The sequence below is a fragment of the Devosia sp. A369 genome (assembly GCF_054489345.1).
On sequence record NZ_JBTMWV010000008.1, the window covers coordinates 20834 to 46022 of the forward strand.

A 25189-nucleotide genomic window follows, 5' to 3' on the forward strand; every position below is an offset into this window, starting at 1 on the left:
GCGGCCTAATCCAGCGCCGCCATGACACAGCGCTGGTCCAGATCAATCACCCGGTTCACCGCCGCCATCGCCGCCGCGCCATCGGCCTCGCCAACGGCGGTCACCAGCGTGGTCAACGCGCCATGCGTCGCCGCCAGATAGGCATCGGCACTGCTGGCAGCGCATTGCTTGAGCGCCAGTGCCAGCGTCAGTTCGACAATTCCGACCACCGAACGCAGCAGCGCATTGCCCGAGGTTTCGGCCAGCGTGCGGTGGATTTCCAGCGCGGCGATGCCGTGGTTTTCCAGATCCCCATTGGCGGCTTCCATCTGGTGCAGCCAGTATTTCATCACGCGGATATTCTCGGCAGTGCGGCGCTCGGCGGCCAAGGCGGCGGTGCGGGTTTCCAGCGCCCGACGGGTATCGAACAGGCTTTCGTAAAACCGCCGGTCCGGCTTGGCGTAAAAATGCCAGGACAGCACCTGCGGATCGAAAAAGCTCCAGCGGCTGGTCGGCGAGACGCGGGTGCCCACCTTGGGCCGCGCCTCGACCAGGCCCTTGGCTTCGAGCGTCTTCAGCGCCTCGCGCAGCACCGTGCGCGACACGCCATAGGTCTCCATCATCACCACATCGCTCGCCAGGATCGAACCGACCGGAAATCTGCCGGTGACGATGCCATGGCCGATTTCGTTGATGACGAAGGTGTGGAAATTCCGTGCAGCGGGTCGCCCGGATAGCGAGCGAATAAGGCTGCCTGCTTCGATCATGCTAGAACCTGTCGCTATTCAGCTCAGGATGAGCCGAAAATGTCGGGTTTCGAGAACCGGACCGGAGCGTACTTTAGGGTACGTGAGGACCGGAAGCGCAGAAAACTGGCATTTGCAGGCCAGCCTCAGATGAATAGCGACGGTTCTACACTTTCTCGGGCTTCTCTTCTCCCGGAGAAGACGCCGCAAATATGATCCGCTGCAAGACGATGAACAAGAATAGCAGCACCCCGATCACGATCTTGGTCCACCAGCTCGACAGCGTGCCGTCGAAGATGATGTAGGTCTGGACCAGCCCCAGCAGCATGACGCCGACAAAGGTGCCCAGCACGAAGCCATAGCCGCCGGTCAGCAGCGTGCCGCCGATCACCACCGCGCTGATGGCGTCCAGTTCCACGCCCACCGCCGCCAGCGGATAGCCCGCCGAGGTGTAGAGCGAAAACACGATCCCCGACAAGGCCGCCAGCACGCTCGACAGCATGTAGATCTGCACCGTGGTGCGCGCCACCGGCACGCCCATCAGCGACGCCGACACCGGATTGCCCCCCAGCGCATAGACATAGGAGCCAAACCGGGTCCGATGCGCCAGCAGCGCCCCGAGCAGGAACACCGCGATCATCAGCAGACCGATAAAGCTCAGCCGGCCCCCGCCGGGCAGGCGGATGATGGCTTCGGAAATGAAGCGGTAGAATTCATGCTCGATCGGCACCGAATCCTGGGTGATCACCGAGGCCCCGCCCCGCGCCAGGAACATCCCCGCCAGCGTGACGATAAATGACGGCACCTGCAGATAATGCACCGTCATGCCCATCGCCGCGCCGAACACCGCCGCCACCCCCAGCGCGATGACGAAGGCAAATAGCGGATGCAGCCCCAGCCAGGAGATCAACACCGCCACCAAGACGCCGGTAAAGCCGATCACCGCGCCGACCGACAGATCGATACCGCCCGAGATGATGACGAAGGTCATGCCCACGGCGGCAATGCCGAGGAAAGCATTGTCGGTGAGGAAATTGCCCAGCACGCGGGTGGAGAGCATGTTGGGAAACTGGGCGACGCTCAAGCCATAGGCGATGAGAAAGATAATGGCGGTGGCCGCCAGCGGGCGAAGACTGCGTTTCATCGGGGAGCCGCCTGCTTGGGGTCGCGCTTGAAAAAGCCGAAGACATGGCCGACCAGCGGCGATTGCAGCATCAGGATCAGGATGATCATCCCGGCCTTGACGATGAGGTTGAATTCGGGCGGGAAGCCGGACACCAGAATGCCGGTATTCATCGCCTGGATGATCAGCGCCCCAACCACCGCCAGCGGCACCGAGAATTTGCCGCCCAGCAGCGAGGTGCCGCCAATGACCACCGCCAGAATGGCGTCGAGTTCGAGCCACAGCCCGGAATTATTGGCGTCGGCGCCGCGAATATCGGCGGCGACGATAATGCCGGCAATCGCCGCGCAAAACCCGCTCAGCCCATAGACCAGCAACAGCAGCATGCGGGAGCTGATGCCGGCCAGCGAGGCGGCCGCGCGGTTGATGCCGATGGCCTGAATGAACAGCCCGATCGCCGTGCGTCCCAGCACCAGCGTCACCAGCACCATCAGCACCAGCGCAATCACCGCTGCCATCGGCAGGCCGAGAAACGAGCCGGTGCCGATAAAGATCAGCGCCGGGTCGTTGAAGGTGACGATATAGCCCTCGGTGATCAGCTGGGCGATGCCGCGCCCGGCCACCATCAACACCAGAGTGGCGATAATCGGCTGAATATCCAGCACCGCCACCAGAAAACCGTTCCACAACCCGCAGGCCAGCCCCACTGCCAGCGCGGCGATGACCGCAATCGGCGTCGGATAGCCGGCCACCACCATGGTCGCCGCCACCGCGCCGCACACCGCCATGATGGCGCCCACCGACAGGTCGACGCCCTTGGTGGCGATCACCCCGGTCATGCCGATGGCGAGGATCGCCACCGGCGCGCCGCGATTGATCACGTCGATGACGCTGCCGAACAGCCGCCCATCCTGCCAGGAGATGCGGAAGAAATTGGGAAACAGCATCCAGTTGACCAGCAGCACCGCCACCAGAGCCAGCAATTGCGGATTGGCGAGGCGTTCGAGTGGGAGCCGCTTCATGGCACGGCCTCGTCAGTGTTATTGGCGATCGCATGCACGATGACGCCGGGATTGATGTGCTTGCCGCGCAGTTCGGCGACCATTTCGCGGTCGCGCATCACCACGATGCGTGAGCTATAGGCCACCACTTCATCCAGCTCCGACGAGATCACCAGCATGGCCATGCCCTCGTCGCGCAGCCGGTTGATGGTGCGGACGATTTCGGCATGAGCGCCGACATCGATACCGCGCGTCGGCTCGTCGAGAATGAGAAAGGCCGGGTCGGTGGCCAGCCAGCGCGACAGGATCACCTTTTGCTGGTTGCCGCCCGACAGGAGCTTCACTGGCATGTCGAGCGAGGCGGCGCGGATATCCATGGCCTCGCCGAATTTGCCGGCAATTTCGAGCTGTTCGTCGCGGTTGAGCGCCTTGAACCAGCCGAGCTTGCCCTGCAAGGCGATGATGATGTTTTCACGCACCGACAGATCGCCGATAATGCCCTCGGCCTTGCGGTCCTCGGGGCAAAAGCCAAAGCCTTGCTTGATGGCGTCGGTGGCGCGGCGCAGCGCACTGGGCTTGCCATTGATGCTGACACTTCCCTGATCGGCCGGATCGGCGCCGAACATGATGCGCGCCACCTCGGTGCGCCCCGAACCGAGCAGCCCGGCGACACCGACCACCTCGCCCTTGTGAATGGTCAGGTCGAAAGGCAGCACGCTGTGCTTGCGGCCATAATTCTTGAATTCGACCAGCACCTCGTCCGGCGTCTCGCTCGGCTCGATATCGGTGGCCCCGGAAAAGGCGATGTCCTTGCCCAGCATCAGCCGCACCACATCGGTGCGGTTCAGCGCATCGAGCGGCCGCGTCTCGATCAGCCGACCATTGCGCAACACCGTCACCCGGTCGGCGATGGCGAACACCTGGTCAAGGAAATGGGTGATGAAGATGATGGCGAGACCGCGCGCCTTGAGCCCGCGCACCACCTCGAACAGCCGTTCCACTTCATTGCGGTCGAGGCTGGCGGTGGGTTCGTCGAGGATCAGCACCTTGCCGGATAACTGCACGGCGCGGGCAATGGCGACGATCTGCTGCACCGCCACCGAATGGCTGCCCAGCTCGCTCGCCGGATCGATATGCAGATCATAATTGGCCAGCAGGATTTTGGCGTCAGCCTCCATCTTGCGGAAATTGACGAAGCCAAAGCGCAAAGGCTGGTGCCCGAGAAACAAATTCTCCGCCACCGACCGGTTCGGCAACAGGTTGACCTCCTGATACACCGTGCCGATGCCGAAGGTCTGGGCATGCAGCGGGTCATTCAGCGCGATCGGCATGCCGTCGAGAAACACCCCGCCGGCATCCGGCTGATAGGCGCCGGTCAGGATCTTGATCAGCGTCGATTTGCCGGCGCCATTCTCACCCAGCAGCGCATGCACCTCGCCGCCCCGCAGCCCAAAATCGATATTGTCGAGCGCGACATGCTGGCCGAAAATCTTCATGACGCCGCGTGCTTCCAGCACGTATTCGCCACCCGCCATGCCGTTCTCCCTTAGTCACCCTGCCCGTAGTCGACACCCTCCCCCTTGCGGGGAGGGATCAAGGGTGGGGGTCGAGTGTACGCAGATTTATATTTGACCGTCATTGCCCGGCTTGTCCGGGCAATCCAGCTTCGCCCCCTGGACCACCCGGACAAGCCGGGTGGTGACGGTGTGGAGAGGTCGGGACGGACGAAAACCGCCTAGTAACCCAGGCTTTTGCGCGTGTCATACTCACCCTGCGGATTGTCCGCCGGGGTGTAGAGCTTGGACTCGGTGATGATGGTCTTGGGCGGCACGGTGCCGTCCTTGAGATAGGCGGCCAGGGCTTCAAACGCCGGACCAGCCATGTTCGGGGTCAGCTCCACCGTGGCATTGGTTTCGCCGGCGACCATGGCGGTGAAGATGTCCGGCACGCCGTCGATGGACACCACCTTGATATCGGTGCCGGGCTTGAGGCCGGCATCCTTGATCGCCTGGATGGCGCCCACCGCCATGTCGTCATTATGGGCATAGACCGCGCAGATATCGGCGCCGCCATTTTCGGCCTTGATGAAGCCTTCCATCACTTCCTTGCCCTTGGAGCGGGTGAAGTCGCCGGTCTGGCTGCGGGCGATGGTGATGTTGGCGTGGCCGGCAATGGCCTCTTCAAAGCCCTGCTTGCGGTTGATTGCCGGCGTGGAGCCGACCGTGCCCTGCAGCTCGACCACCTTGCAATCGGCATCGCCGACAGCGGCCACCAGCCAGTCGCCGGCCACCCGGCCTTCGAGCACCTGATCGGAGGCGACCATGGTGAAATAGAGGTCTTCGGGCGCATCGACGCCGCGGTCGAGCAGCAGCACCGGAATTTCGGCTTCCTTGGCTTCGCTCAGCACGTCTTCCCAACCGGTGGCGACCACCGGGGCGACGAGGATGGCGTCAACGCCCTGGGCGATGAAACCGCGCAGTGCCTTGATCTGGTTTTCCTGCTTCTGCTGCGCATCGGCAAATTTGAGATCGATACCCAGCGCTTCGGCCTGCTGCTTGGTCACCGAGGTCTCGGCAGCGCGCCAACCCGACTCCGAACCGATCTGGCTGAAGCCGACCACGAGGCCGCTCAAATTCTCCTGGGCAACGCTGACTGACGTCAAAGCGGTAGCGAGGCTCGCCGCGATGGCAAGCTTGGAAATGATGGTCACGATGTCCTCCCAAAATGGCCGTCGCGGTGTTTTCACCTGCGACGATGGGCTGACGCTACATAAAGTACTATTATATGTAAATAGGGAAAAATATGACTAATGCCGACCCGTCAGACAAGCGCAAGAAAACCACCAGCATGCTGCCAGCCGATGCTGACAGGCCTGACAGCATGGCTCCTGTGACCCGGTAGCGCTTGCGCGCGCCGCCATCCAATGCTTTACCGGCGCTTTCGTCGGGCCCACTGCCCGTCTCCAGCACGCAGGGTCCCATGATACGTCTCGAAAGCATCGGCAAGCAAAACGGCAAGCAGATTGTCTTTATCGAGGCGTCGGCAGTGTTGCAGAAGGGCGAAAAGATCGGCCTGGTCGGCCCCAATGGCTCCGGCAAGACCACGCTGTTCCGCATGATCACCGGCGAGGAACAGCCCGATGAAGGCCAGGTCTCGGTCGATCGCGGCACCTCAATTGGCTATTTCAGTCAAGACGTTGGCGAGATGGCGGGCCGCAGCGTCGTTGCCGAAGTGATGGATGGCGCCGGCCCGGTCAGCGCCCTGATCACCGAAATGCGAGCGCTCGAAACCGATATGGGCGACCCCGACAAGGCCGACGAGATGGACGCCATCATCGAACGCTATGGCGAAGTGCAGCATCAATTCGAAGAGCTGGACGGCTATTCGCTCGACGGCCGCGCCCGCGAAGTGCTTGATGGACTTGGCTTTTCTCAAGAGATGATGGATGGCGACGTCGGCGCTTTGTCGGGCGGCTGGAAGATGCGCGTGGCCCTCGCCCGCATCCTGCTCAAGCGCCCCGACGCGCTGCTGCTCGACGAGCCGAGCAACCATCTCGACCTCGAAAGCCTGATCTGGCTGGAAGACTTCCTGCAGAATTATGCTGGCGCCTTGTTCATGACGTCGCATGACCGCGAATTCATGAATCGCATCTGCACCAAGATCGTCGAGATCGACGCCGGATCGCTGGCAACCTATTCTGGCAATTACGAATTTTATCAGCAGCAGCGCGCCATTGCCGAGAAAAACCAGCAGGCCCAATTCGAGCGCCAGCAGGCCATGCTGGCGAAAGAACTCGATTTCATCGCCCGCTTCAAGGCCCGCGCTTCGCATGCCGCGCAGGTGCAGAGCCGGGTGAAAAAGCTCGACAAGATCGACCGGGTGGAACCGCCCAAGCGCCGCCAGACCGTCGACTTCGAATTCCGCCCCGCCCCACGCTCCGGCGAAGATGTGGCGCAGCTGAAAAATGTCAGCAAAAGCTATGGCAGCCGCACCATTTATGACGGGCTGGACTTCCAGGTCCGCCGCCGCGAACGCTGGTGCATCATGGGCGTCAACGGCGCCGGCAAGTCGACCTTGCTCAAGCTGATCACCGGCACTGCCGCGCCCGATCAGGGCAGCGTGACCCGCGGCCCCTCGGTCAAGATGGCCTATTTCGCCCAGCACGCCATGGACGTGCTGGAAGGCGACCTGACGATTTTCCAGCAGCTGGAAAGCTCGTTCCCGGCGGCCGGACAGGCGCCGTTGCGGGCGCTGGCCGGGGCTTTCGGCTTTTCCGGCGACGAAATCGAGAAGAAATGCCGCGTGCTCTCGGGCGGCGAAAAGGCCCGCCTGGTGATGGCGATGATGCTGTTCGATCCCCCGAATTTCCTGGTGCTCGACGAGCCCACCAACCACCTCGACATCGCCACCAAGGAAATGCTGATCACTGCTCTGGCGCAGTATGAAGGCACCATGCTGTTCGTCAGCCACGACCGCCACTTCCTCGCCGCCTTGTCCAACCGCGTGCTGGAACTGACCCCCGAAGGCGTCCGTACCTTTGGCGGCGGCTACACCGAATATGTCCAAAGCACCGGCCAGGAAGCCCCCGGCCTGCGCAGCTAGCGCCGGCTCGACGCCTTCTCGACGAGCGCCGAGGGCATGGCGGCTTTTGTCGCCGGCACCGGCACAACCGGGCGGTGGGGCGACTTGAACCAGTAGAACGGGCGCGTCAGCAATTCATGGGCGGCGCGCAGCGTGGCAAAGCCCATCAACAGCCAATAGAGCGGCAGCAGCGCCTGGATCGCCAGCAGCTCCAGTTTGCGCGCCCGCGCCAGCCCCAGCGCCGTCATCGCCAGCGTGCTGCCATAGCCCAGGCCGAGCACGGCCAGATAAAACACGAACCAGCTCGAGCCCTGCATGCCCCCGGCCCCGGTCAGGCCCTGGGCGAGCACCACCAGCGCGAAGCCGCAATGCAGCAGTGGCGCGATAATCATGCCGAAGACCAGCGCCTGGAAGGTCAGGAAGGCCGGCAGGCCCATATCCGCCAGCAGCCGTTTCGGGTTGCGATTATGCACGATGAAGGTCTGCATCCAGCCTTTCATCCAGCGGATCCGCTGGCCCATCCAGGGTAGCAAATGGGTCGGCGCCTCTTCCCGCGTCGCCGAATCCAGCACCGAAACCACCAGCCGCCGCCGGGCCAGCCTGATGCCGAGATCGGCATCCTCGGTGACGTTGAAGGCATCCCAGCCGCCCAGCGGCATGGGCAGGCCCCAGCGGGCCAGCGCCGGTAGCAGCACGCTGAACAGGCCGGCATATTCGCCGGCAAACAGCGCCGCCAGCCAGTTGGTGCGGCCATTGCCGATCACCAGACGCGCCTGCAGGCAGATCAAATCCGGCGCCTCGCGAAAGCGCAGCACCGCCTTCCACAATTGATCGGGATCGGGAATATCCTCGGCGTCATACACCACCACATGCTCGCCTCGGCACAGCGGCAGGGCAAAATCCAGCGCCTTGGGCTTGGTGCGCGGCAGCGCATCGGGCACCGGCACCAGCGCGAAACGCGGATCGCCGAGCCGGGCGCGCACCGCATCGATGGTGACGGTCGAGCGCGCTTCGACCACGAATTTGATATCCAGCCGCTCGGCCGGGTAGTCGAGCGCCCCCATCGCCGCGAACAGCTGGGGCACCATCGCCGCTTCACTGCGCAGCGGGATCAGCACCGAATAGACCGGCAATTCCTCGTCCGGCGGCCGGCTGGGTCGTGCAACTGGAGGCGCCCGCGTCATGATGGCGGCGACCCGGATCAACGCCGGCGCCACCAGCAAAGCCAGCACCACCGGCGCCATCCAGACCTGCGCCTCGACCCAGAACGGGGTCAGCAACAGCGCCGTCACCAGCAGCGTTAGTCCGGTCATGAAGCCGTAACGCACCGCCACGGTCAGTTCGAGTTGCGCCGAGGCATAGGGCCAGCGGCGGGCCAGATTTTGCCGCGCCCCATCGATCAGCGCCGGCGAAGCCACCTGGGTCAGATAGGTCCGCAGCGCCGGCTCGGGCACCAGACACAACAGGCGCCGCAGACGGGGCATGGACTGCCGACGCTGCTTGAGGCGGATGACACCGTGGAAATCCGGGGCAGCAAAGGCGATTTCGCGATCCAGCAATTGCACCCGGAACAGGCGCACCTCGGCCAGCGCCTCGAGCCGCGTCGGTTCGGCCCGGCCGGTCAGGCCCGCCGGCACATGGTGATAGAAGCCATAGCCGGCCCAGGCCGCCGCGCGCTCCATGACCAAAGTGGCCCCCAGGCCTAGGGTCGCGGCGCAAAACAGCAGCACATCCACCTCGCGCTCCAAAGCGGTTTCCAGCACCGAGCGCGCCAGAGCATCGTCCGGGCCATCCTCCATGAGGATCGCCTTGATCAGGTCCAGGGCGTCCGACATGCGCGAAGGCCCATCACAGGATTATCAAAGGGGATGGCGGCTGGATGTTCCGGCCCTGATGCGGCCACAAGCGCCATCGCGGCACCTCCGGCAGGCACCGAGCATTACCCAGGAGCCAGCGACAGCTCACTCGGAACGCAGACGCACAAAAATGGCGGCACCAAGGGCAATATACATCGCCATGTTCCACCATCACCCCAGTTACGCACGGCAAGTATATTTGAAATACGATCTATTTTCATTTACCCCGCCCACTCAACCTGCGCAGAAATACTGACCAATTTCTCAGCAATAAGCAAGACCGAGCGTCAACAAGAAAAACGGCCGCCTATTGGCGGCCGTTTCTTGCATCATAAAGCAAACCCGAATTCAGTGCTTGGCGTCGAACTGGTGCGGGTTGAAATGGTAAGCGGTCGAGCAAAATTCGCAGACCACTTCGATCTCGCCATCCACCGCCATTTCCTCACGGTCCTCGGCGGTAAAGCTGGTGCCCAGCATGGCTTCAATGCCATCGGCCGAGCAGGAGCAGCGCTCCACCATCGGCATTGGCGTAAACACCCGCACGCCGGTCTCGTGATAGAGCCGGAACAGCAGTCGCTCGGAGGTCAGGTCTGGATCGGCCAGTTCGAGATCGTCGAGCGTCGCCATCAGCGCGCGCGCCTCGCTCCAGCCATCCTCCTCGTCGGCGAGGGCCACCACGCCGTCGCCCGGCAGGTCGGCAATGCGCGACATGCCATGCTCGGGCAGATGCTGGATCAGCACGCCGCCGGCCCGCCAATGCGGGCGATGGTCACCCTTTTTGGTGAACTCGGCCACCGCCAGGCGGACCTGGGTCGGGATCTGCTCGGACTGCATGAAATAGGTATGCGCGGCTTCCTCAAGCGAGTTGCCGTCCAGCGCGACAATGCCCTGATAGCGCTCGGTATGCGGCCCCTGATCGATGGTCATCGCCAGATGGCCCTTGCCGAGCAGCTCGCTCGGCTTGGTGCGGCCTTCCTCGGCCGCCTTGACCAGCGCATCATGATCGAAGCGCGCATAGCCGCGCAGCCCGTCCGGCGCGTCGAAATCGACCACCAGCAGATTCACCGGCCCATCGGTCTGGGTCTGCATGATGAACTTGCCCTCGAATTTGAGCGAGGAGCCGATCAGCGCCGCCAGCACCACCGCTTCGCCAAGCAGGCGCGCCACCGGGGCCGGATAATTATGGCGGGAGAGAATAGTGTCGAGCGCGTCGCCCAGCCGCACGCTGCGGCCACGCGTATCGAGCTGGTCGAGGGTGAACGGCACGACCGCATCGTCGCCGCTTTCCGGCCGGTCGAGCCCGAGGGCAGTCATCAGGTTCTCGGTCATGGTCGTCGTATCCGTCGTCATTTTGGGCACGGGGCTTTCAATTCGGCTTGGCCACAATGGTACCAGCCACCAAGCTCGGCAAGAGCCTGGGGCGACCGTTGCCGGGGGCGAGCACCGCACTGCGATGAGCTTCTGGTTGGGACGAGGCGAAAATGGTGGCTTTCGAGCACCGGAGCGAGCGTACATAAGTACGTGAGCACCGCAGAAAGCCGCCATTTGCAGGCCGTTCCCAGCCAGAAGATCGAAGCAGTTAGTTGGTTTCGACCCCGAAGGCCCAGCACAGGATGGCTTTTTGGGCATGCAGGCGGTTTTCGGCCTCGTCAAACACCACCGACTGCGGACCATCGATCACTTCGTCGGTCACCTCGTCGCCGCGATGGGCGGGCAGGCAGTGCATGAACAGGGCGTCTTTATTCGCCAAGCCCATCAAACTGGTGTTCACCTGATAGGGTTTCAAGACCCGGCGGCGCTCGGCGGCGTCGGTGTCGCCCATCGATACCCAGGTGTCGGTGACCACCAGATCGACGTTCTCGACGGCCTCGCGCGGGTCCTCGATCATGCGGACCCACTTGCCGGCCTTCTTGATGTCGTCCATCAGGTCCTTTTCCGGCCGGTATTCGTCCGGCACGGCGATGGTCAGCTCGCATTCGAACAGCTCAGCCGCATTGACCCAGGAATGCAGCACATTGTTGCTGTCACCGACCCAGGCCACCTTGGCGCCTTTGATATTGCCGCGATGTTCCTCGAAGGTCATCAGGTCGGCCATCACCTGGCAGGGATGAGCGCGGCGGGTCAGCCCGTTGATCACCGGGACGCTCGCGCCTTCCGACAATTCCACCAGATCGGCATGGCTGAGAATGCGGATCATGATGGCGTCGACATAGCGGCTCATCACCCGGCCGGTATCGGTCAGGGTTTCCTCGCGGCTCAGCTGCATTTCCTGGCCGGACAGCATGATGGTCTCGCCGCCGAGCTGGCGCATGCCGACGTCAAAGCTGACGCGGGTGCGGGTGGACTGGCGCTCGAAGATCATCGCCAGCACTTTTTCGGCCAGCAGCTTGGGGCGGTCGCCCTGCTTCAGGCGGGATTTGAGCGAGGCGGCGGCGTTGAGCATGCCGCGCAGTTCAGAATAGTCGAAATCGTCGAGATTGAGAAAATGCCGTGGGGTGCCGGTCAAAGTCATGGGCCGGGTTCCTTTGTGGACGCTGAAAGCTAATGGCGAAGGCCGCGAAGGGGCATGCCCCTCACGAGGGAGGGAACAAACCGCGTCGTCGGCGTCGCGCCTGGGGATAGCTCAGCATCGTGGTCATCCCACTGCTGGCGCCAATGCCGCCTCGGCAGCAATCGCGTCAAACGCCGCGCCCAGCCGGGTCATGGCGTCCTCGATATCGGCTTCGGTGACGATCAGCGGCGGAATGAGCCGCAGCACATTGTCGCCGGCGCCGATGGCCAGCAGCTGGTGGTCACTGCGCAGCCGCTCGACAAAGTCGCGCACTGGCGGGGTGATCTTGATGCCGGCCAGCAGACCCTTGCCGCGGGTTTCCAGCACGAAATCGGGGTATTTCTGCGCCAATTGCTGCAGATGCCAGGCCAGTTTCTGGCCCATCTGATTGACGTGATCGAGAAAGCCTGGCGCCAAGATCCGGTCGAGCACGGCATTGCCTACCGCCGTCGCCAGCGGATTGCCGCCATAGGTCGAGCCATGCGTGCCCGGCACCATCGAGTCCGCGACATCGCCGCGCGCCAGGCACGCCCCGAGCGGGAAGCCGCCGCCGATGGCCTTGGCCACCGCCACGATATCGGGGGTGATGCCACTCCATTCATGGGCAAAGAAGCGCCCGGTCCGGCCATAGCCGCACTGCACTTCATCGAGCACCAGCAGCAGGCCGAACTCATCGCAGATCGCCCGCAGGCCCTGCATGAATTCATTGGTCATGGCGGTCACGCCGCCCTCGCCCTGCACCGGCTCGATCAGGATGGCGCAGGTCTGCGGCCCGATAGCGGCGCGCACCAGCGCGAGATCGCCCGGCTCGATATGCTTGAAGCCGGGCAATGCCGGGCCGAAGCCTTCGAGATAGCTCGGATTGCCGCCGGCGGCGATGGTGCCCAGCGTACGGCCATGGAAGGAATGGTTGAAGCCGAGGATTTCGTAGCGATCCTTCTCGCCCTTGGCCCAGAAATAATGCCGCGCCGTCTTGATGGCGCATTCCAGTGCCTCGGCGCCCGAATTGGTGAAGAACACCGCATCGGCAAAGGTGGCATCGACCAGCCGCTGGCCCAGCCGCTCCTGCTCGCGAATGGTGAACACGTTGGACACGTGCCACACCTTGTCGGCCGCGTTTTTGAGCGCGCTGACCAGATGCGGGTCGCCATGACCGAGCGCATTGACGGCGATGCCGGAATGGAAATCGAGATAATCTCGCCCGTGCTGGTCGTACAGTCGCATACCCTCGCCCCGCTCAAAGGCGAGATCGGACCGGGCATACGTGCCGTAGAGCGCAGACATGGGAACTTCCTTATATATGGACGGGGTTGAGCATAGTCTCAGGCGGGCGTGACAATAGCGCCACAAAAACCAAAAACGCGCTCGTGACGCAGCGCGTTTGGGTGCCTGAGTTAGGCCAATTTCGTCCGCTAAGTCAATGATCCTAGCCCAAGTGCCTGATTTGACTCAGGGATTGTTAGGATAATTTTAACCAATGAATTTACGGGGAAAGTCGCCCCCCAGCCTTGATCCTGATTCCGTCGATGGCGTAAACTAACAGCCATTGGGAACACGACATCTCGTGTGGCGGCCCCACCTGACATACGACGCCTAGCGTTTGATGGCTGCCATTTATTAATTGGCAGCACAATGAAGGATTCTGTTTTGACGATAGTTTCAGGAGCACAACCGGCGGGCTGGACTGACGAGCGCGTCGAGACTTTGAAGAAGCTCTGGATGGAAGGCCTCTCGGCCAGCCAGATTGCCGGCGAGCTCGGCGAAGGCGTTACGCGCAATGCCGTGATCGGCAAGGTTCATCGTCTCAAGCTTTCTGCCCGGGCCAAGCCCACCAATTCGGCCCCGCGCGCCCGTCCGGCAGCGCGACCGGCCCCGCGCCGCGTCGCCAGCCCCTCGGCTGGCCTGTCCAGCATGGGCGCCGGTGTGGCCAAGCCGCGTCCGATGATGGCCTCGCGTCCGCAATCGATCGGCGCCACCGCGCTGGCGCATAATCCGCAGACCGAGCACCAGCTCTATGTGGCCCCTGTCGTGGCCGAGCTGTTCATCCCCGAGGACAAGCGCCTCAGCCTGCTGCAGCTCACCGAAGCCACCTGCAAGTGGCCGATCGGCGATCCGCTGACCAAGGATTTCTACTTCTGCGGCCAGCACAGCCTGGAATCCGGCCCCTATTGCGAATTCCACTCGCGCCGGGCCTACCACCAGGTCGAAAAGAAGCGCCGCTAAGCTGCACCAGACTGAAATAAAAAAGGGCGCCCCGAGCGCCTTTTTTGTTTGGTGAAGCAGACTCATCAGTCGTCCCACCCTCCCCCTTGCGGGGAGGGACAGCGAGATAGGACTTAGCTTGCTAGGTCCGTTTATCGAGCCGGGAGGGGGTATCTCTCCGCAGGCTCAGTGCGCCTGGCCCACCCCACCCTTGATCCCTCCCCGCAAGGGGGAGGGTGTCGACTGTGGGTTCAGCCCCCTCAATCCAAATTCAGCTGCCAGGTCACGCCGAACCGATCCCCCACCCAGCCGAAGCGCTGCGAGAAGCCATAATTGTCGATCGGCATATAGACCCGGCCACCCTCGGCCAGTGCGTTAAACGCCGCATCCAGCTCCTCGGCGCTCTGGCAGCTCACAAACACCGAAATCGCCGGGGTAAAATCCCACTGATGCTTCACCGGGCTATCCGAGGCAATGAAGCTCTGCCCGCCCAGACTGAACTCGGCGGTGATCACCGTGCCCTCCGGCCCCGGCATGCCGGCGGCATAGCGCGTGATCCGGTTGATGCGACTATCGGGAAACACCGAGCAATAGAAATTCATCGCCGCTTCCGCGACGCCACCCTGAAAGGTCAGGAACGGGGTAAAACTCTGGGACATGGGGGCACTCCTTGCTGCGGGCCGAGCTTATCGCCCGATCCGCCCCGCTGAAAGCCTCAAGGCCTACCCGTATCCCTGCCGATTGGGTGCCCCGATCCATTCCCCTCCCCCTTGAGGGGAGGGGTTAGGGGTGGGGGTGTCGTGGCTTCCAAACACACCGAGCAAGCGGAGATCACGACACCCCCACCCCCGCCCTCCCCTCAAGGGGGAGGGAGCCCATCGGGGCTTCCCCCTCACGGCAGCAGCACATCCACCCGCATGCCCTCGCCGGGGCTGCTCTTTATGCTCATCTGGCCGCGATGGCGATGCACGATATGCTTGACGATGGCCAGCCCCAGCCCGGTGCCCTTTTTGCGTCGGCTGGCATCGGCATCGATGCGATAGAACCGCTCGGTCAGGCGCGGCACCTGATCGATCTCGACGCCCGGCCCATGGTCGATCACCGTCACCAGATGCTGAAACCCGGCGCGACCAGCCGGCGCCAGGTTGACCTCGACGAATTTGCCGCCGGCACCATATTTGATGGCGTTGTCGAGCAGGTTCTCGAACACTTCATAAAGCTGCCCCCGATCGCCGGTGGTGGTGCTTGGCCCCTCGAACAGGGTCATGCGGATTTCGATATTGGCGGCCTTGGCCTGCATCATCAGCCCGTCCCGCACCTCGCGCAGCAGCCCGGCCAGCTCGATGCTGGCGGTGGGGCGGACATGCTGGTGCATTTCGATGCGCGACAGGCTGAGCAGATCATCGATCAGCTTGCTCATGCGCTCGGCCTGTCCGCGCATGATGCCCAAAAACTTCTCCCGCGCGGCCGTGTCCTTGGCGGCCGGGCCCAGCAGCGTATCGATAAAGCCCAGCAGCGAGGCCAAAGGCGTGCGCAGCTCGTGGCTGGCATTGGCGATGAAATCACTGCGCATCGCGTCGACGCGCTTGAGTTCGGTCAGGCTCTGGAAGGTCACCACCAGCTGGCGCGCCTCATCACCCAGCCAATCCTGCCCCGGGCGCTGCAGGGGCGAGACCACCACCTTGTCCCAGGTTTCCGACGGCACGGTTTCATGCAGCTCGATGGTGCGCGTCTCGCCATTGCGCAGCGCCAGGTCGATGGCCTGCACCAGGTCAGGATTGCGCAGCGACAGGGTGATCGGCTTGCCATTGGCCACCGAGGGATATTGCCGGAGTGCCGCCACATTGGCATGCACGGCCGCCCCGCGCCGATCCAGCACCAGACAGGGATCGGCCAGCGCATCGGCAAAGGCGAAGACCGCATCATCGGCACTGGCCTCCACCGGGCGTCCCAGCTCGAGCGCCGGAGTCACGGTGATGGTGGCCGGCGCCAATAAAGCCGCCCCGGCGATGATCACCACAAAGCCGAGCAGCGCCGCGCCCACGCCCAATTGGGCAAACAGCACCAGCCCGAGCAGCACCACGCCGATCCCGGCCAGCAGCGGGGCATGCGCCGTCAGACGCGCCAGCATGACGGTCAGACGGGAAACAGGCGGTCGGGAACGAAATTGGTCCATATTTTATTTCTGTAAATCAAAGAGTTCTGATGGCCTTGCGCCGCAGCCGGCCTTCATTGCACGGTGATATGACAACGGAGAGACATCAGGTGAGCGATCCCCTCGACAGCTTCGACATCGAAAATCCAGAGCTACCCAAAGCCATCCGCAAACGCGCCATGGCTTCGGGCGGCTATCCTTACGAGGATAAGCTGGATAGCAAGCTCTATGAAGAGCGCATGTATCAATTGCAGAAGCAATTGGTGCTGTTGCAGGCCCATCTGGCCCAATCGGGCGAGCGCGTCATGATCGTCTTCGAGGGGCGCGACGCCGCCGGCAAGGGCGGCACCATCAAGACCTATCTGGAAAATCTCAATCCCCGCTACAATCTGATCGCCGCCCTGCCCAAGCCCAATGATCGCGAACGCACGCAGTGGTATTTCCAGCGCTATGTCGACTGGTTCCCCGCCGCCGGCGAAACCGTATTGTTCGACCGTTCCTGGTACAACCGTGCCGGGGTGGAAAAGGTCATGGGCTTCTGCACGCCCGAACAGACCGAACATTTCCTCGATGAAGCCCCCAAATTCGAGAAGCGCATCACCCGCGACGGCATCCATCTGTTCAAGTTCTGGCTCTCCATCGGCCAGGAAATGCAGTTCAAGCGGTTCCATGATCGCCGGCATGATCCGCTCAAGGTGTGGAAGCTGTCGCCGGTGGATATCGACGCGCTGCATCAATGGGACGCCTATACCGATGCCCGCGACGCCATGCTGGTCCGCACCGACCGCCCGCATGCCCCCTGGATGGTGATCCGCGCCAATGACAAGCGCCGTGGCCGCATCAACGTCATCCAGACCGTGCTCGACCGGCTGGATTATGCCGGCAAGAGCCGCAAGGCCATCGGCAAGATCGACCCGGAGATCACGCTGAGCGCGCGGGACTTCCTCAAGCTGGCCAATGCCGACTAGGCTTGCCCGCCTCCGTGCGGGCAATTCGACATTGACAGCGCCCGGCGATACGCGCACCCGATAGCCAGTTCAACGATGCGGATGGGGACTGAATGAGCAGCGATGGACAGGCAGCGGTGCGGGTCATCAATGCACGCGGGACGTCGCCCTTCGTCATGGTCTGCGACCATGCCAGCAACCGCATTCCCGAGAAATATGGCGATCTGGGCCTGTCGCATAGCGAAAGGCTGAGCCATATCGCCTGGGACCCCGGCGCCCTCGCCGTCAGCCTCGCGCTATCGGACCGGCTCGATGCGCCGCTGGTGCAATCGACGGTGTCGCGCCTGATCATCGACTGCAACCGCGATATCGATGCGCCCGACCTGATCTGGACAGTGTCGGAAGCCACCCACATCGCCGCCAATAAGGGGCTCGACGCCGCCGAGCGGCAATATCGGATCGAGCATTTCCACCGCCCCTACCACGCCGCCATCGACACGCTGCTGGAGGCCCGCCGCCATGCCGGCCAGCACACCATCCTGGTCTGCATGCACTCGTTCACGCCGGTCTATCACGGCGTGCCCCGGCCCTGGCCGATCGGGCTGATCCATGGGGTCGACACGCGCTATACCAAGGCGCTGTTCGACGCGCTCAAGGCCTCGGACACTGCGCTCAATATCGGCTGGAACGAACCCTATGCGGCGCTGCTCGGGGTCACGCTGACCCTCGAACGCCATGGCGACGGTCGCGGGCTCGACGCCACCATGATCGAAATCCGCCATGACGAGATCATTCACCCCGAGGGGGTGAAATTCTGGTCGACCCGACTGGCCGAGTGCCTGCAGGCGGCCCATCAGTCATCCCCCTTCTCCCCTTGAGGGAGAAGGTGCCCCGAAGGGGCGGATGAGGGGTCCCTTTCCTTGAGCATCCAAGCATGGGCGCACTCCGCACCCCTCACCCTGAAAATCTGCTGGACGCAGATTTTCTGTCCCTCTCCCTCAAGGGGAGAGGGAAGCTCCGGGGATTAGGCCACCGCCGCCGCTACGGTCGCCTTCACGCCCTCTTCAAACAGCTCATCGAGATGGGTCGCCACCGTCTCGCCAAAGCTCTGGTTGTCGCCCAGATCGCTGCCGAACACTTCGGTCAGCCCAGCCAGCCCGATATAGAGTGCTTCGGCATCGTCGCCGGCATCGGCGGCAATCGCCAGCATGCGCATCGCCAGCGGATCGCGCACATCGATGCTTTCGCCCGTCTCGTCAATGCCGGTGACATAGCGCATCCACGCCGCCACCCCGAGCCCCAGCCGCTCGAACGGCAGGCCCGCCGCCAGCCGGTCGCGGATCGTGCCCAGCAAACGCTGCGGCAGCTTTTGCGAACCGTCCATGGCGATCTGCCAGGTGCGGTGCTGCAGCGCCGGATTGCGGAACCGTTCCAGCAACTGGTCGCGATAGGCACCCAGATCGACGCCGGGCATATCCAGCGTCGGCATGGCTTCCTCGGTCATCAGCCCATGGATGAGCGTGACGAAATCAGGGTCGCCCATCACGTCGGAAATATAGTCATAGCCCGCCAGATAGCCGAGATAGGCCATGGTGGAATGGCTGCCATTGAGCATGCGCAGCTTCATCCGCTCGAACGGCTCGACATCGGCGACCAGTTGCGCCCCGACCTGCTCGAAAGGCGGACGACCCTGCGGGAAGTCATCCTCGATCACCCATTGGGTGAAGGGCTCGGTCATGATCGGCCAGGCGTCTTCCACCCCGATCAGCTCGGTCACCGTGGCGCGGTCGGCATCGGTCGTGGACGGCACGATGCGGTCGACCATGGTGCCGGGAAACGCGGTGTTGCCGACATAGTCCCCCAGCTTTGCATCGCGCAGGCGGGCTAGTGCCGTGACGATGCGCTTCACCGTCGCCCCATTGGACGGCAGATTATCGCAGCTCATCACCGCAAACGGGGCAATGCCCGCCGCCTGCCGCCGCGCCAGCGCTTCCACGAGCATGCCCGGTGCCGATTTCGGCGCGGTCGGATTGGCCAGGTCATGCACGATATCAGGATGGCGCTGGTCCAGCTCGCCGGTCGCCGGATCGTGGCAATAGCCCTTCTCGGTCACCGTCAGCGAGACGATGCGAATGGCTGGGCTCGCCATCAGCGCCAGCAATTCCTCGCGCTCGGTATTGGCATCCAGCACCTTGAGGATCGAGCCGATCACCCGGGGATGGGTGCCCGAGGCGTCACGCACGGCGACCGTATAAAGCCCGTCCTGCGGCGCCAGCGCTTCCTTGGTGTCGGGCCGGCGCAGGCTGGCGCCGACAATCGCCCAATCGGGGTGCTCGGCCAGCAGATCGTCGACATAGACGGCCATATGCGCGCGGTGGAAAGCGCCAATGCCCAGATGCACGATGCCGGGCGTGACGCTGTTGCGATCATAGCGCGGCACGGCAATGCCGGCAGGAATTTGGCTCAAGGTTTCGGCGCTCAAACGCGTCATGGAAGTCTCCGGCGGTAAAATCGGGTGCACCATAGGGCTTTGCGATCTTGTATGGAAGATACTGACTTGCAGGCAAATCAGCTTTACCGGCATAAGCCTCAAGCAAATCGTGGAGGGCAAGAGTTTTGGCACAGCAGCGCTTCGTCAGCATCGGTGAATGCATGATCGAAATGAGCGGCGGCGAGGATCGCCAATATCGCCTCGGCTATGCCGGCGATACGCTCAACACCGCCTGGTATATGCGCGCTCTGCTCGGCGCCGACTGGTCGGTGGATTATTTCACCGGCCTGGGCGAGGACCGCTATTCCGGCGAAATCCGCGAATTTCTCGACAGCAACAACATCGGCACCAGCCATATCCGCACCGTGCCCGGCCGCCGCCCCGGCCTCTATATGATCCATCAGGACAAGGGTGATCGCCACTTCACCTATTGGCGCGACACTTCCGCCGCCAAGCTGCTGGCCGACGACAAGCCTGCACTGGCCGCTGCCGTCGACGGCGCCTCGATGGTGTATTTTTCCGGCATTACCCTGGCGATTCTGGCCCCCCGCGCCCGGGGCCGGTTGCTCGGCGCCATCGTCAAGGCGCGCGATGCCGGCGCTAAAATCGTCTTCGACACCAATCTGCGCCCGGCCTTATGGACCAGCCCGCGCGTCATGGGTGCCGTGCTCACCGCCGCCGCCAGCGTCTGCGATATCGTGCTGCCCACCCATACCGACGAAGCGCCACTGTTCGGCGACGCCTCGGTCGACGCCACCGCCGACCGCTATCTCGCGCTCGGGGTCAGTGAAGTGGTGGTCAAGGATGGGGCCGGCGAAGCCCTGATCGCCACCGCCACCGAACGCGTCCGCCTCGCCCCAAAACCCGGCGCCAAGGTGGTCGACGCCACCGGCGCCGGCGACAGCTTCAATGGCGGTTATCTGTCAGCACGCCTCGCCGGCAAGTCGCTGCTGGAAGCCGCCGAAAACGGCCACCGCGTCGCCGGCGTGGTAATCGGCCAAAAAGGCGCACTGGTCGATCCGAAGCTGCTGGGCTAGCGAGCTAGAACGCCCGGTCGCCCTGCTCTGCCATATAGGCCAGTTCGTCCGGCGTGCTCTCGCGCCCCAGCGCCTTGTTGCGGAACGGGAACCGACCGAAGCGGGCAATGCAATCGCGGTGCCCGGTCATGAATTTCAGCGATTCTTCGCCGAACTGGGCGAAATGCTTGCAGCCCTCGTCCTGGATCACCAGCGATTCCGCATGCATGAACGGCATGTACAGGAACATCCGCCGCTCCATCGCAATCGCCTGATCGGCCCCGGCGGCAATCGCCTCCTGCGCCAGCGCCAGGGCCATCTTGTCCTGCGCAAACGCCTCGGGCAAACCGCGATGCAGCTGCCGCGAAAACTGATCCAGCACGATGATTTCCGCCAGCCGGCCCTCGGGCGTCTGGCGCCATTCCCAGGCTTCGCCCAGCGCGACCCTGGGCAGCGTGTCGGCAAATTCCGCCGCCAGCGCCGCATCAAATTCCGGCTTGCCGCCGAACCAGTCCTCCATGCCGTGCTCGACGAACCAGAATTTTGTGACGTCTTCAGCGCTGCGCATGCGTGTCTCCCAACACAACCGGACCCGCGTGTCTTCTAGCACGCGCGGCCCGGGATTGTAGCCGCTTGCGCTTACCCCAGCAGCACCTTGATCCGATTACCCGACGGGTCCTGCGTTTCAATACCGCCCTCAATCGCCGCAACGGGAGCCCCAGCCGCCGCCAGCCGCGCCTTGAGGCCGTCCAGCGTCGCCGCATCCGGCAGCACAATGGTGAACCAGCGCAATCCCGCCGTCCCCGCCGGCGGCAGAGTCGCAGCCGGCCCGGACCAGATATTGAAGGCGATGGTATGCGGCATGTAGTCGAGCCCCACATCGCCCATGCCGAAGGAGTTGATCAGCAAAAACCCGGCAAAGCCGATGACGTCGCGATAAAAACCCATCGACTGGTTCAGGTCATTCACATGGACATGCACGTGGCCGATCCGCGTCCCCGCCGGCATCCGCGCCGCCAGTACCGGCGATGGCCCCAGTTCGGCCAGCAGCCCGTCGAGATCGATGGGGTCGCGGCCCGAATGCGGCTTGCCATCGGCGGTCACGGCATAGGTTTCGCCCTTGTCGGGATCGCCCAGCGTGCCGCGCCATGGCGTTTCGAGGGTAATCTCAATGCCATTGCCGTCGAGGTCCCACAGATAAATCGCTTCCGACACCAGATGGTCGGTCGGCGAAATCCGCACATTGCGTTGCAGTGCCCGCACCGCCATCTGCGCCAGATCGGCGCGCGTCGGCAGGTGGATGGCCACGTGATACAGCCCGATGCTGCGCGGCACCACCGTGCCGATAGCGCCGGTTTCCAGCACGAGCAATGGCTTGCCGCCGGCGCCCAGCGTCAGTGCATTGCCGTCCTCGGCGATCAGCTCAAGCCCGACCACATCCTGCCAGATCGCCAGTGCCTTGGCGCGGTCGGTCACGGCCAGATGCACCGGCCCCAGCGTCGTGCTCAGCGGCAGAATGGGTTTTGATTTCACATTGGTCTGTACGGAGGTGTCGATCATGGCGAATTCCTGAATTCCTGTTGACCTATCATATGGGTCCGACCCACGATCGCACCATCATCGCTGTGCCGAAGGCATTGTTCGTCAAAGCCCAGGCAATCAGGCGGTGTTTTTTTGCTGCCATTTTTCAGGAGACGTTGAATGACCAAGATCATGTACACCGCCCGCGCCACCTCCACCGGTGGCCGCGTTGGCCATGGGGCCACCGATGACGGCGTACTCGACGTCACCTTGACCTCGCCCAAGGAAATGGGCGGCGATGGCGCACGCGGCACCAATCCTGAGCAGCTCTTCGCCGTCGGCTATTCCGCCTGCTTCCTCGGCGCCATGAAGGGCGCCGCCCGCAAGAGCGGCGACACCCTCCCCGAAGACACCAAGGTCACCGCCGAAGTCAGCTTCCGTGACCGCCCCGATGGCGAAGGCTTCTGGATTCAGGCCGCCCTCAAGATCGACATCCCCGGCATGGACAAGGCCAAAGCCGACGACATCGTCAAGCGCGCCCACATCATCTGCCCTTATAGCGAAGTCAGCCGGAAGGGCTTTGATGTGACCCTTGACGTGATCTAGCACTCAGCCGGATACCCCCTCCCAACCTCCCCCTGACAGGGGGAGGAGAAGGCCGGCGGATGGTCAATATCCTGCAACACACGCGATGGGATTCCTCCCCCTATCAGGGGGAGGTTGGGTGGGGGTATCCGGCAAAAACCGCCGGGGCTCCCACCCCGGCGTTTCCGTTCAAGCCACCAGACCCTTGGTCAGCTCCAGCGCCTGCCGTTCGAACAGCCGGCGATAGATGCCGCCATTGAGCCGGATCAGCTGGCCATGATCGCCTTCTTCGACGATGCGGCCCTTGTCGAACACCAGCAGCCGATCCAGCGCCCGCACCGTCGACAGCCGGTGTGCGATCACCAGCGTGGTGCGGCCGACCATCAGCCGTTCCATCGCCTGCTGGATCTGCACTTCGCTCTCGCTGTCGAGGCTCGATGTCGCCTCATCGAGGATCAGCACGCGTGCATCGGCCAGGAACGCCCGGGCGATGGCGACGCGCTGCCGCTCCCCACCCGATAGCTTCACCCCGCGCTCGCCCACCAGGGTTTCATAGCCCTTGGGCAGGTTGAGAATGAAGTCATGCGCATTGGCCTGCTCTGCCGCCTGCTCGATCTCGGCGCGGGTGGCGTCGGGGCGGGCATAGGCGATGTTTTCGGCCAGCGTCCGGTGAAACAGGATCGGTTCCTGCTGCACAATGGCGATCTGGCCGCGCAGGCTGGCCTGCTGCACCTCGGCAATATTCTGGCCGTCGATGCGGATGGCGCCTTGCTCCAGATCATAGAGCCGCTGGGTCAGCTTGACGAAAGTGGTCTTGCCGGAGCCCGAATGGCCCACCAGCCCGACGCGTTCGCCCGGCGCAATGCGCACCGAGAAATCGCGATACAGCGGCGTCGGATGCGCGCCATACTGGAAGGTGACATTGTCGAACACGATCTCGCCCTTGCCGATGGCAATGGCTTTCGCACCCGCCTTGTCGTCGACACCAAGCGGCGTCTTGTCGAGCGCCACCAGTTCTTCCATGTCGTTGACCGCCCGCTGCAGATTGCGGATGTGCTGCCCCACATCGCGCAGATAGCCCTGCAACACGAAGAACATGGCGAGCACGAAGGTGATGTCGCCCGGACTGGCCAGCCCGCGTTGCCACATCAACAGGCCAGTGCCGAGAATGCCCGCCTGCATCGTCACCATCATAAAGCCCTGAATGGTGCCGCTTAGCGTGCCACGCTTCCAGGTGCGGCGCGTGCGATGGTCCCAACGGCCCAGCACCCCGCGAAGCCGCGACTCTTCACGCTCCTCGGCGCCAAAGGCTTTCACCACCGAGTTGCAGCTGACCGCATCGGCCAGCGCGCCGCCAAGCCGGGTGTCCCAGGCATTGGCGAGGCTCGCCGCCGGCGAGACGAAGCCCATCGAGAGCAGCACGGTGACGCCGATATAGATCAGCGAGCCCAGCCCCACCACCAGGCCCATCACCGGCCAATACGAGCCCAGAATGACGGTGGCGCCGACCAGCATCACCAGCGACGGCAACAGCGCCACCAGCAGCACGTCATTGAGCGAATCCAGCGCCCACATGCCGCGCGTGATCTTGCGCACCGTGGAACCGGCAAAGCTGTTGGCATGCCAATCGGTCGAGAAGCGCTGCACCCGATAGAAGCCATTATTGACGATGGTGGCCATCATCCGCAGCGTCAGTCGGATAATGCCCTGAAAGATGAACCAGCGCAGCACGACGCTGACCAGGCCCAGGCTGGCGACGATGGCAAAGGCGCGCAACGCCGCGCTCGCTGCCGAGGCTTCACCGCCGGCAATGGCATCAACGATCTGGCCGGAAAACACCGGCACCATGACTTCGGCCAGCGTGCTGACAATCACCAGCACGCAGATCAGCGCGATCAGGCCGGGCTGCGTGGTCCAGTGCCGAAAGGTAAAGCCGAGCACGTTGCGATAGGCATCGGCACGGAAATCGAGTTTCTTGCGACTCATATTGGCAGTCCGGTTCCGTTCTCCGGCAACCGGCCCTCAAAAGCAGGGGATGAAAGGCACAGCCGGAGCGGGAGACGAAATGATCCCCGTCAGATCAATTGGGCTGTGATGGAAAAACCGCGAGCAGCGAGCCAAAACTGGCGGGCCGCGAAGGGCGAGAACCTAAGCTCGGTTATCGCCGCGAGGGAGGGTGGTGAATGTCACTGTCATACAACGCCTCCCATGTTCGAGATCTGAAGCGGTGGACGATTTGTAGCCAAAGCGTTCGGACTTGCCAACGGGGTATTTTTGCAACGTGGCAATAGTGATGCGCGAAAGACACAGGGGGTGTTCGCGCACTGTCTCCCTTCTCCCCTTGAGGGAGAAGGTGCCCGAAGGGCGGATGAGGGGTCTCTTGCTACAGCATCAAAGCAAGGGCGGGCGCAGAACCCCTCACCCTGCAATTCTGC

General features: G+C 63.3%; 21 protein-coding genes. 6 read left to right on the top strand and 15 right to left on the bottom strand.

The features are described from left to right. Positions 1–5: 5 nt before the first annotated feature. The 5 genes from ACX3OZ_RS11760 to ytfQ form a co-directional block, all read right to left on the bottom strand. On the bottom strand, positions 6–746 hold the full coding sequence (locus ACX3OZ_RS11760) for a FadR/GntR family transcriptional regulator (protein WP_459097246.1): 741 nt from the start codon (positions 744–746) through the stop codon (positions 6–8). 145 nt (positions 747–891) lie between these two features. Then, on the bottom strand, positions 892–1869 hold the full coding sequence (gene yjfF, locus ACX3OZ_RS11765; protein WP_459097247.1) for a galactofuranose ABC transporter, permease protein YjfF: 978 nt from the start codon (positions 1867–1869) through the stop codon (positions 892–894). Then, positions 1866–2870, bottom strand: a complete 1005-nt coding sequence (locus ACX3OZ_RS11770) for an ABC transporter permease (RefSeq protein ID WP_459104567.1) — start codon at positions 2868–2870, stop codon at positions 1866–1868. The genes yjfF and ACX3OZ_RS11770 overlap by 4 nt, the downstream gene beginning before the upstream one ends. After that, on the bottom strand, positions 2867–4384 hold the full coding sequence (locus ACX3OZ_RS11775) for a sugar ABC transporter ATP-binding protein (RefSeq protein WP_459104568.1): 1518 nt from the start codon (positions 4382–4384) through the stop codon (positions 2867–2869). Before ACX3OZ_RS11775 ends, ACX3OZ_RS11770 begins: the two co-directional genes overlap by 4 nt. A 200-nt stretch (positions 4385–4584) precedes the next feature. Beyond that, a complete protein-coding gene (gene ytfQ, locus ACX3OZ_RS11780) occupies positions 4585–5559 on the bottom strand; it encodes a galactofuranose ABC transporter, galactofuranose-binding protein YtfQ (RefSeq protein WP_459104569.1) in 975 nt (324 codons plus the stop codon). A 269-nt stretch (positions 5560–5828) separates the two neighbouring features. Here ytfQ and ACX3OZ_RS11785 point away from each other — a divergent pair, with 269 nt between their 5' ends. Further along, entirely contained in the window at positions 5829–7451 is a 1623-nt protein-coding gene (locus tag ACX3OZ_RS11785; RefSeq protein WP_459104570.1) for an ABC-F family ATP-binding cassette domain-containing protein, read from the top strand. Here ACX3OZ_RS11785 and ACX3OZ_RS11790 read toward each other — a convergent pair. The 4 genes from ACX3OZ_RS11790 to ACX3OZ_RS11805 form a co-directional block, all read right to left on the bottom strand. Further along, complete coding sequence (locus ACX3OZ_RS11790; protein WP_459104571.1) at positions 7448–9265, bottom strand: glycosyltransferase; 1818 nt, start codon at positions 9263–9265, stop codon at positions 7448–7450. The two genes, ACX3OZ_RS11785 and ACX3OZ_RS11790, sit on opposite strands and share 4 nt — an antisense overlap. A gap of 369 nt (positions 9266–9634) precedes the next feature. Continuing rightward, entirely contained in the window at positions 9635–10615 is a 981-nt protein-coding gene (locus ACX3OZ_RS11795) for an Hsp33 family molecular chaperone (RefSeq protein WP_459104572.1), read from the bottom strand. A 250-nt stretch (positions 10616–10865) separates the two neighbouring features. After that, on the bottom strand, positions 10866–11798 hold the full coding sequence (argF, locus tag ACX3OZ_RS11800; RefSeq protein ID WP_459104573.1) for an ornithine carbamoyltransferase: 933 nt from the start codon (positions 11796–11798) through the stop codon (positions 10866–10868). 123 nt (positions 11799–11921) lie between these two features. Then, positions 11922–13121: an acetylornithine transaminase gene (locus tag ACX3OZ_RS11805; protein ID WP_459104574.1), complete on the bottom strand. Its 1200-nt coding sequence runs from the start codon at positions 13119–13121 to the stop codon at positions 11922–11924. A gap of 435 nt (positions 13122–13556) precedes the next feature. Between ACX3OZ_RS11805 and ACX3OZ_RS11810 the strand changes: the two genes are divergently transcribed. Then, positions 13557–14060 carry a GcrA family cell cycle regulator gene (locus ACX3OZ_RS11810; protein ID WP_459097376.1) on the top strand — a complete coding sequence of 168 codons (504 nt, stop codon included), beginning with the start codon at positions 13557–13559 and terminating at the stop codon, positions 14058–14060. Between the two features lie 239 nt (positions 14061–14299). Here the strand turns inward: ACX3OZ_RS11810 and ACX3OZ_RS11815 are convergent, their stop codons facing one another. After that, complete coding sequence (locus tag ACX3OZ_RS11815) at positions 14300–14698, bottom strand: VOC family protein (RefSeq protein ID WP_459104575.1); 399 nt, start codon at positions 14696–14698, stop codon at positions 14300–14302. A 233-nt stretch (positions 14699–14931) separates the two neighbouring features. Then, complete coding sequence (locus ACX3OZ_RS11820; protein ID WP_459097257.1) at positions 14932–16215, bottom strand: sensor histidine kinase; 1284 nt, start codon at positions 16213–16215, stop codon at positions 14932–14934. 68 nt (positions 16216–16283) lie between these two features. On the opposite strand from ACX3OZ_RS11820, the gene ppk2 reads away from it, so the two are divergent. Beyond that, positions 16284–17162, top strand: a complete 879-nt coding sequence (gene ppk2 / locus ACX3OZ_RS11825; RefSeq protein ID WP_459097258.1) for a polyphosphate kinase 2 — start codon at positions 16284–16286, stop codon at positions 17160–17162. 92 nt (positions 17163–17254) lie between these two features. Next, the gene (locus ACX3OZ_RS11830; protein ID WP_459097259.1) at positions 17255–18019 is read left to right on the top strand and encodes an N-formylglutamate amidohydrolase; all 765 of its coding nucleotides are present in this window, start codon (positions 17255–17257) and stop codon (positions 18017–18019) included. Between the two features lie 146 nt (positions 18020–18165). Here ACX3OZ_RS11830 and ACX3OZ_RS11835 read toward each other — a convergent pair whose 3' ends face one another. Beyond that, positions 18166–19632 (bottom strand): mannitol dehydrogenase family protein, encoded by a 1467-nt coding sequence (locus tag ACX3OZ_RS11835; RefSeq protein ID WP_459094770.1) that lies wholly within the window; start codon positions 19630–19632, stop codon positions 18166–18168. A gap of 125 nt (positions 19633–19757) precedes the next feature. On the opposite strand from ACX3OZ_RS11835, the gene ACX3OZ_RS11840 reads away from it, so the two are divergent. Continuing rightward, positions 19758–20669, top strand: coding sequence for a sugar kinase (locus tag ACX3OZ_RS11840; RefSeq protein WP_459094769.1), 912 nt, complete (start codon positions 19758–19760; stop codon positions 20667–20669). A gap of 4 nt (positions 20670–20673) precedes the next feature. Here the strand turns inward: ACX3OZ_RS11840 and ACX3OZ_RS11845 are convergent, their stop codons facing one another. After that, positions 20674–21216, bottom strand: coding sequence for a DUF924 family protein (locus tag ACX3OZ_RS11845; RefSeq protein WP_459094768.1), 543 nt, complete (start codon positions 21214–21216; stop codon positions 20674–20676). Positions 21217–21287: 71 nt separating this feature from the next. Beyond that, complete coding sequence (locus tag ACX3OZ_RS11850) at positions 21288–22208, bottom strand: VOC family protein (protein WP_459094767.1); 921 nt, start codon at positions 22206–22208, stop codon at positions 21288–21290. A 141-nt stretch (positions 22209–22349) separates the two neighbouring features. On the opposite strand from ACX3OZ_RS11850, the gene ACX3OZ_RS11855 reads away from it, so the two are divergent. Continuing rightward, complete coding sequence (locus ACX3OZ_RS11855) at positions 22350–22775, top strand: organic hydroperoxide resistance protein (RefSeq protein ID WP_459094766.1); 426 nt, start codon at positions 22350–22352, stop codon at positions 22773–22775. 168 nt (positions 22776–22943) lie between these two features. On the opposite strand, the gene ACX3OZ_RS11860 is transcribed toward ACX3OZ_RS11855, so the two are convergent. Further along, on the bottom strand, positions 22944–24740 hold the full coding sequence (locus ACX3OZ_RS11860) for an ABC transporter ATP-binding protein (RefSeq protein ID WP_459104576.1): 1797 nt from the start codon (positions 24738–24740) through the stop codon (positions 22944–22946). Positions 24741–25189: the final 449 nt, after the last annotated feature.

What these genes read in the sequence shown, in the direction of transcription:
- yjfF (WP_459097247.1), bottom strand. Translation starts at nt 1,869, where the DNA reads ATGAAACGCAGTCTTCGCCCGCTGGCGGCCACCGCCATTATCTTTCTC.
- ACX3OZ_RS11805 (WP_459104574.1), bottom strand. Translation starts at nt 13,121, where the DNA reads ATGTCTGCGCTCTACGGCACGTATGCCCGGTCCGATCTCGCCTTTGAG.
- ACX3OZ_RS11845 (WP_459094768.1), bottom strand. Translation starts at nt 21,216, where the DNA reads ATGCGCAGCGCTGAAGACGTCACAAAATTCTGGTTCGTCGAGCACGGC.
- ACX3OZ_RS11790 (WP_459104571.1), bottom strand. Translation starts at nt 9,265, where the DNA reads ATGTCGGACGCCCTGGACCTGATCAAGGCGATCCTCATGGAGGATGGC.
- ACX3OZ_RS11770 (WP_459104567.1), bottom strand. Translation starts at nt 2,870, where the DNA reads ATGAAGCGGCTCCCACTCGAACGCCTCGCCAATCCGCAATTGCTGGCT.
- ACX3OZ_RS11815 (WP_459104575.1), bottom strand. Translation starts at nt 14,698, where the DNA reads ATGTCCCAGAGTTTTACCCCGTTCCTGACCTTTCAGGGTGGCGTCGCG.
- ACX3OZ_RS11860 (WP_459104576.1), bottom strand. Translation starts at nt 24,740, where the DNA reads ATGAGTCGCAAGAAACTCGATTTCCGTGCCGATGCCTATCGCAACGTG.
- ACX3OZ_RS11785 (WP_459104570.1), top strand. Translation starts at nt 5,829, where the DNA reads ATGATACGTCTCGAAAGCATCGGCAAGCAAAACGGCAAGCAGATTGTC.
- ACX3OZ_RS11830 (WP_459097259.1), top strand. Translation starts at nt 17,255, where the DNA reads ATGAGCAGCGATGGACAGGCAGCGGTGCGGGTCATCAATGCACGCGGG.
- ACX3OZ_RS11775 (WP_459104568.1), bottom strand. Translation starts at nt 4,384, where the DNA reads ATGGCGGGTGGCGAATACGTGCTGGAAGCACGCGGCGTCATGAAGATT.
- ACX3OZ_RS11760 (WP_459097246.1), bottom strand. Translation starts at nt 746, where the DNA reads ATGATCGAAGCAGGCAGCCTTATTCGCTCGCTATCCGGGCGACCCGCT.
- ACX3OZ_RS11795 (WP_459104572.1), bottom strand. Translation starts at nt 10,615, where the DNA reads ATGACCGAGAACCTGATGACTGCCCTCGGGCTCGACCGGCCGGAAAGC.
- ACX3OZ_RS11835 (WP_459094770.1), bottom strand. Translation starts at nt 19,632, where the DNA reads ATGACGCGTTTGAGCGCCGAAACCTTGAGCCAAATTCCTGCCGGCATT.
- ppk2 (WP_459097258.1), top strand. Translation starts at nt 16,284, where the DNA reads ATGACAACGGAGAGACATCAGGTGAGCGATCCCCTCGACAGCTTCGAC.
- argF (WP_459104573.1), bottom strand. Translation starts at nt 11,798, where the DNA reads ATGACTTTGACCGGCACCCCACGGCATTTTCTCAATCTCGACGATTTC.
- ACX3OZ_RS11850 (WP_459094767.1), bottom strand. Translation starts at nt 22,208, where the DNA reads ATGATCGACACCTCCGTACAGACCAATGTGAAATCAAAACCCATTCTG.
- ACX3OZ_RS11855 (WP_459094766.1), top strand. Translation starts at nt 22,350, where the DNA reads ATGACCAAGATCATGTACACCGCCCGCGCCACCTCCACCGGTGGCCGC.
- ACX3OZ_RS11820 (WP_459097257.1), bottom strand. Translation starts at nt 16,215, where the DNA reads ATGGACCAATTTCGTTCCCGACCGCCTGTTTCCCGTCTGACCGTCATG.
- ACX3OZ_RS11810 (WP_459097376.1), top strand. Translation starts at nt 13,557, where the DNA reads ATGGAAGGCCTCTCGGCCAGCCAGATTGCCGGCGAGCTCGGCGAAGGC.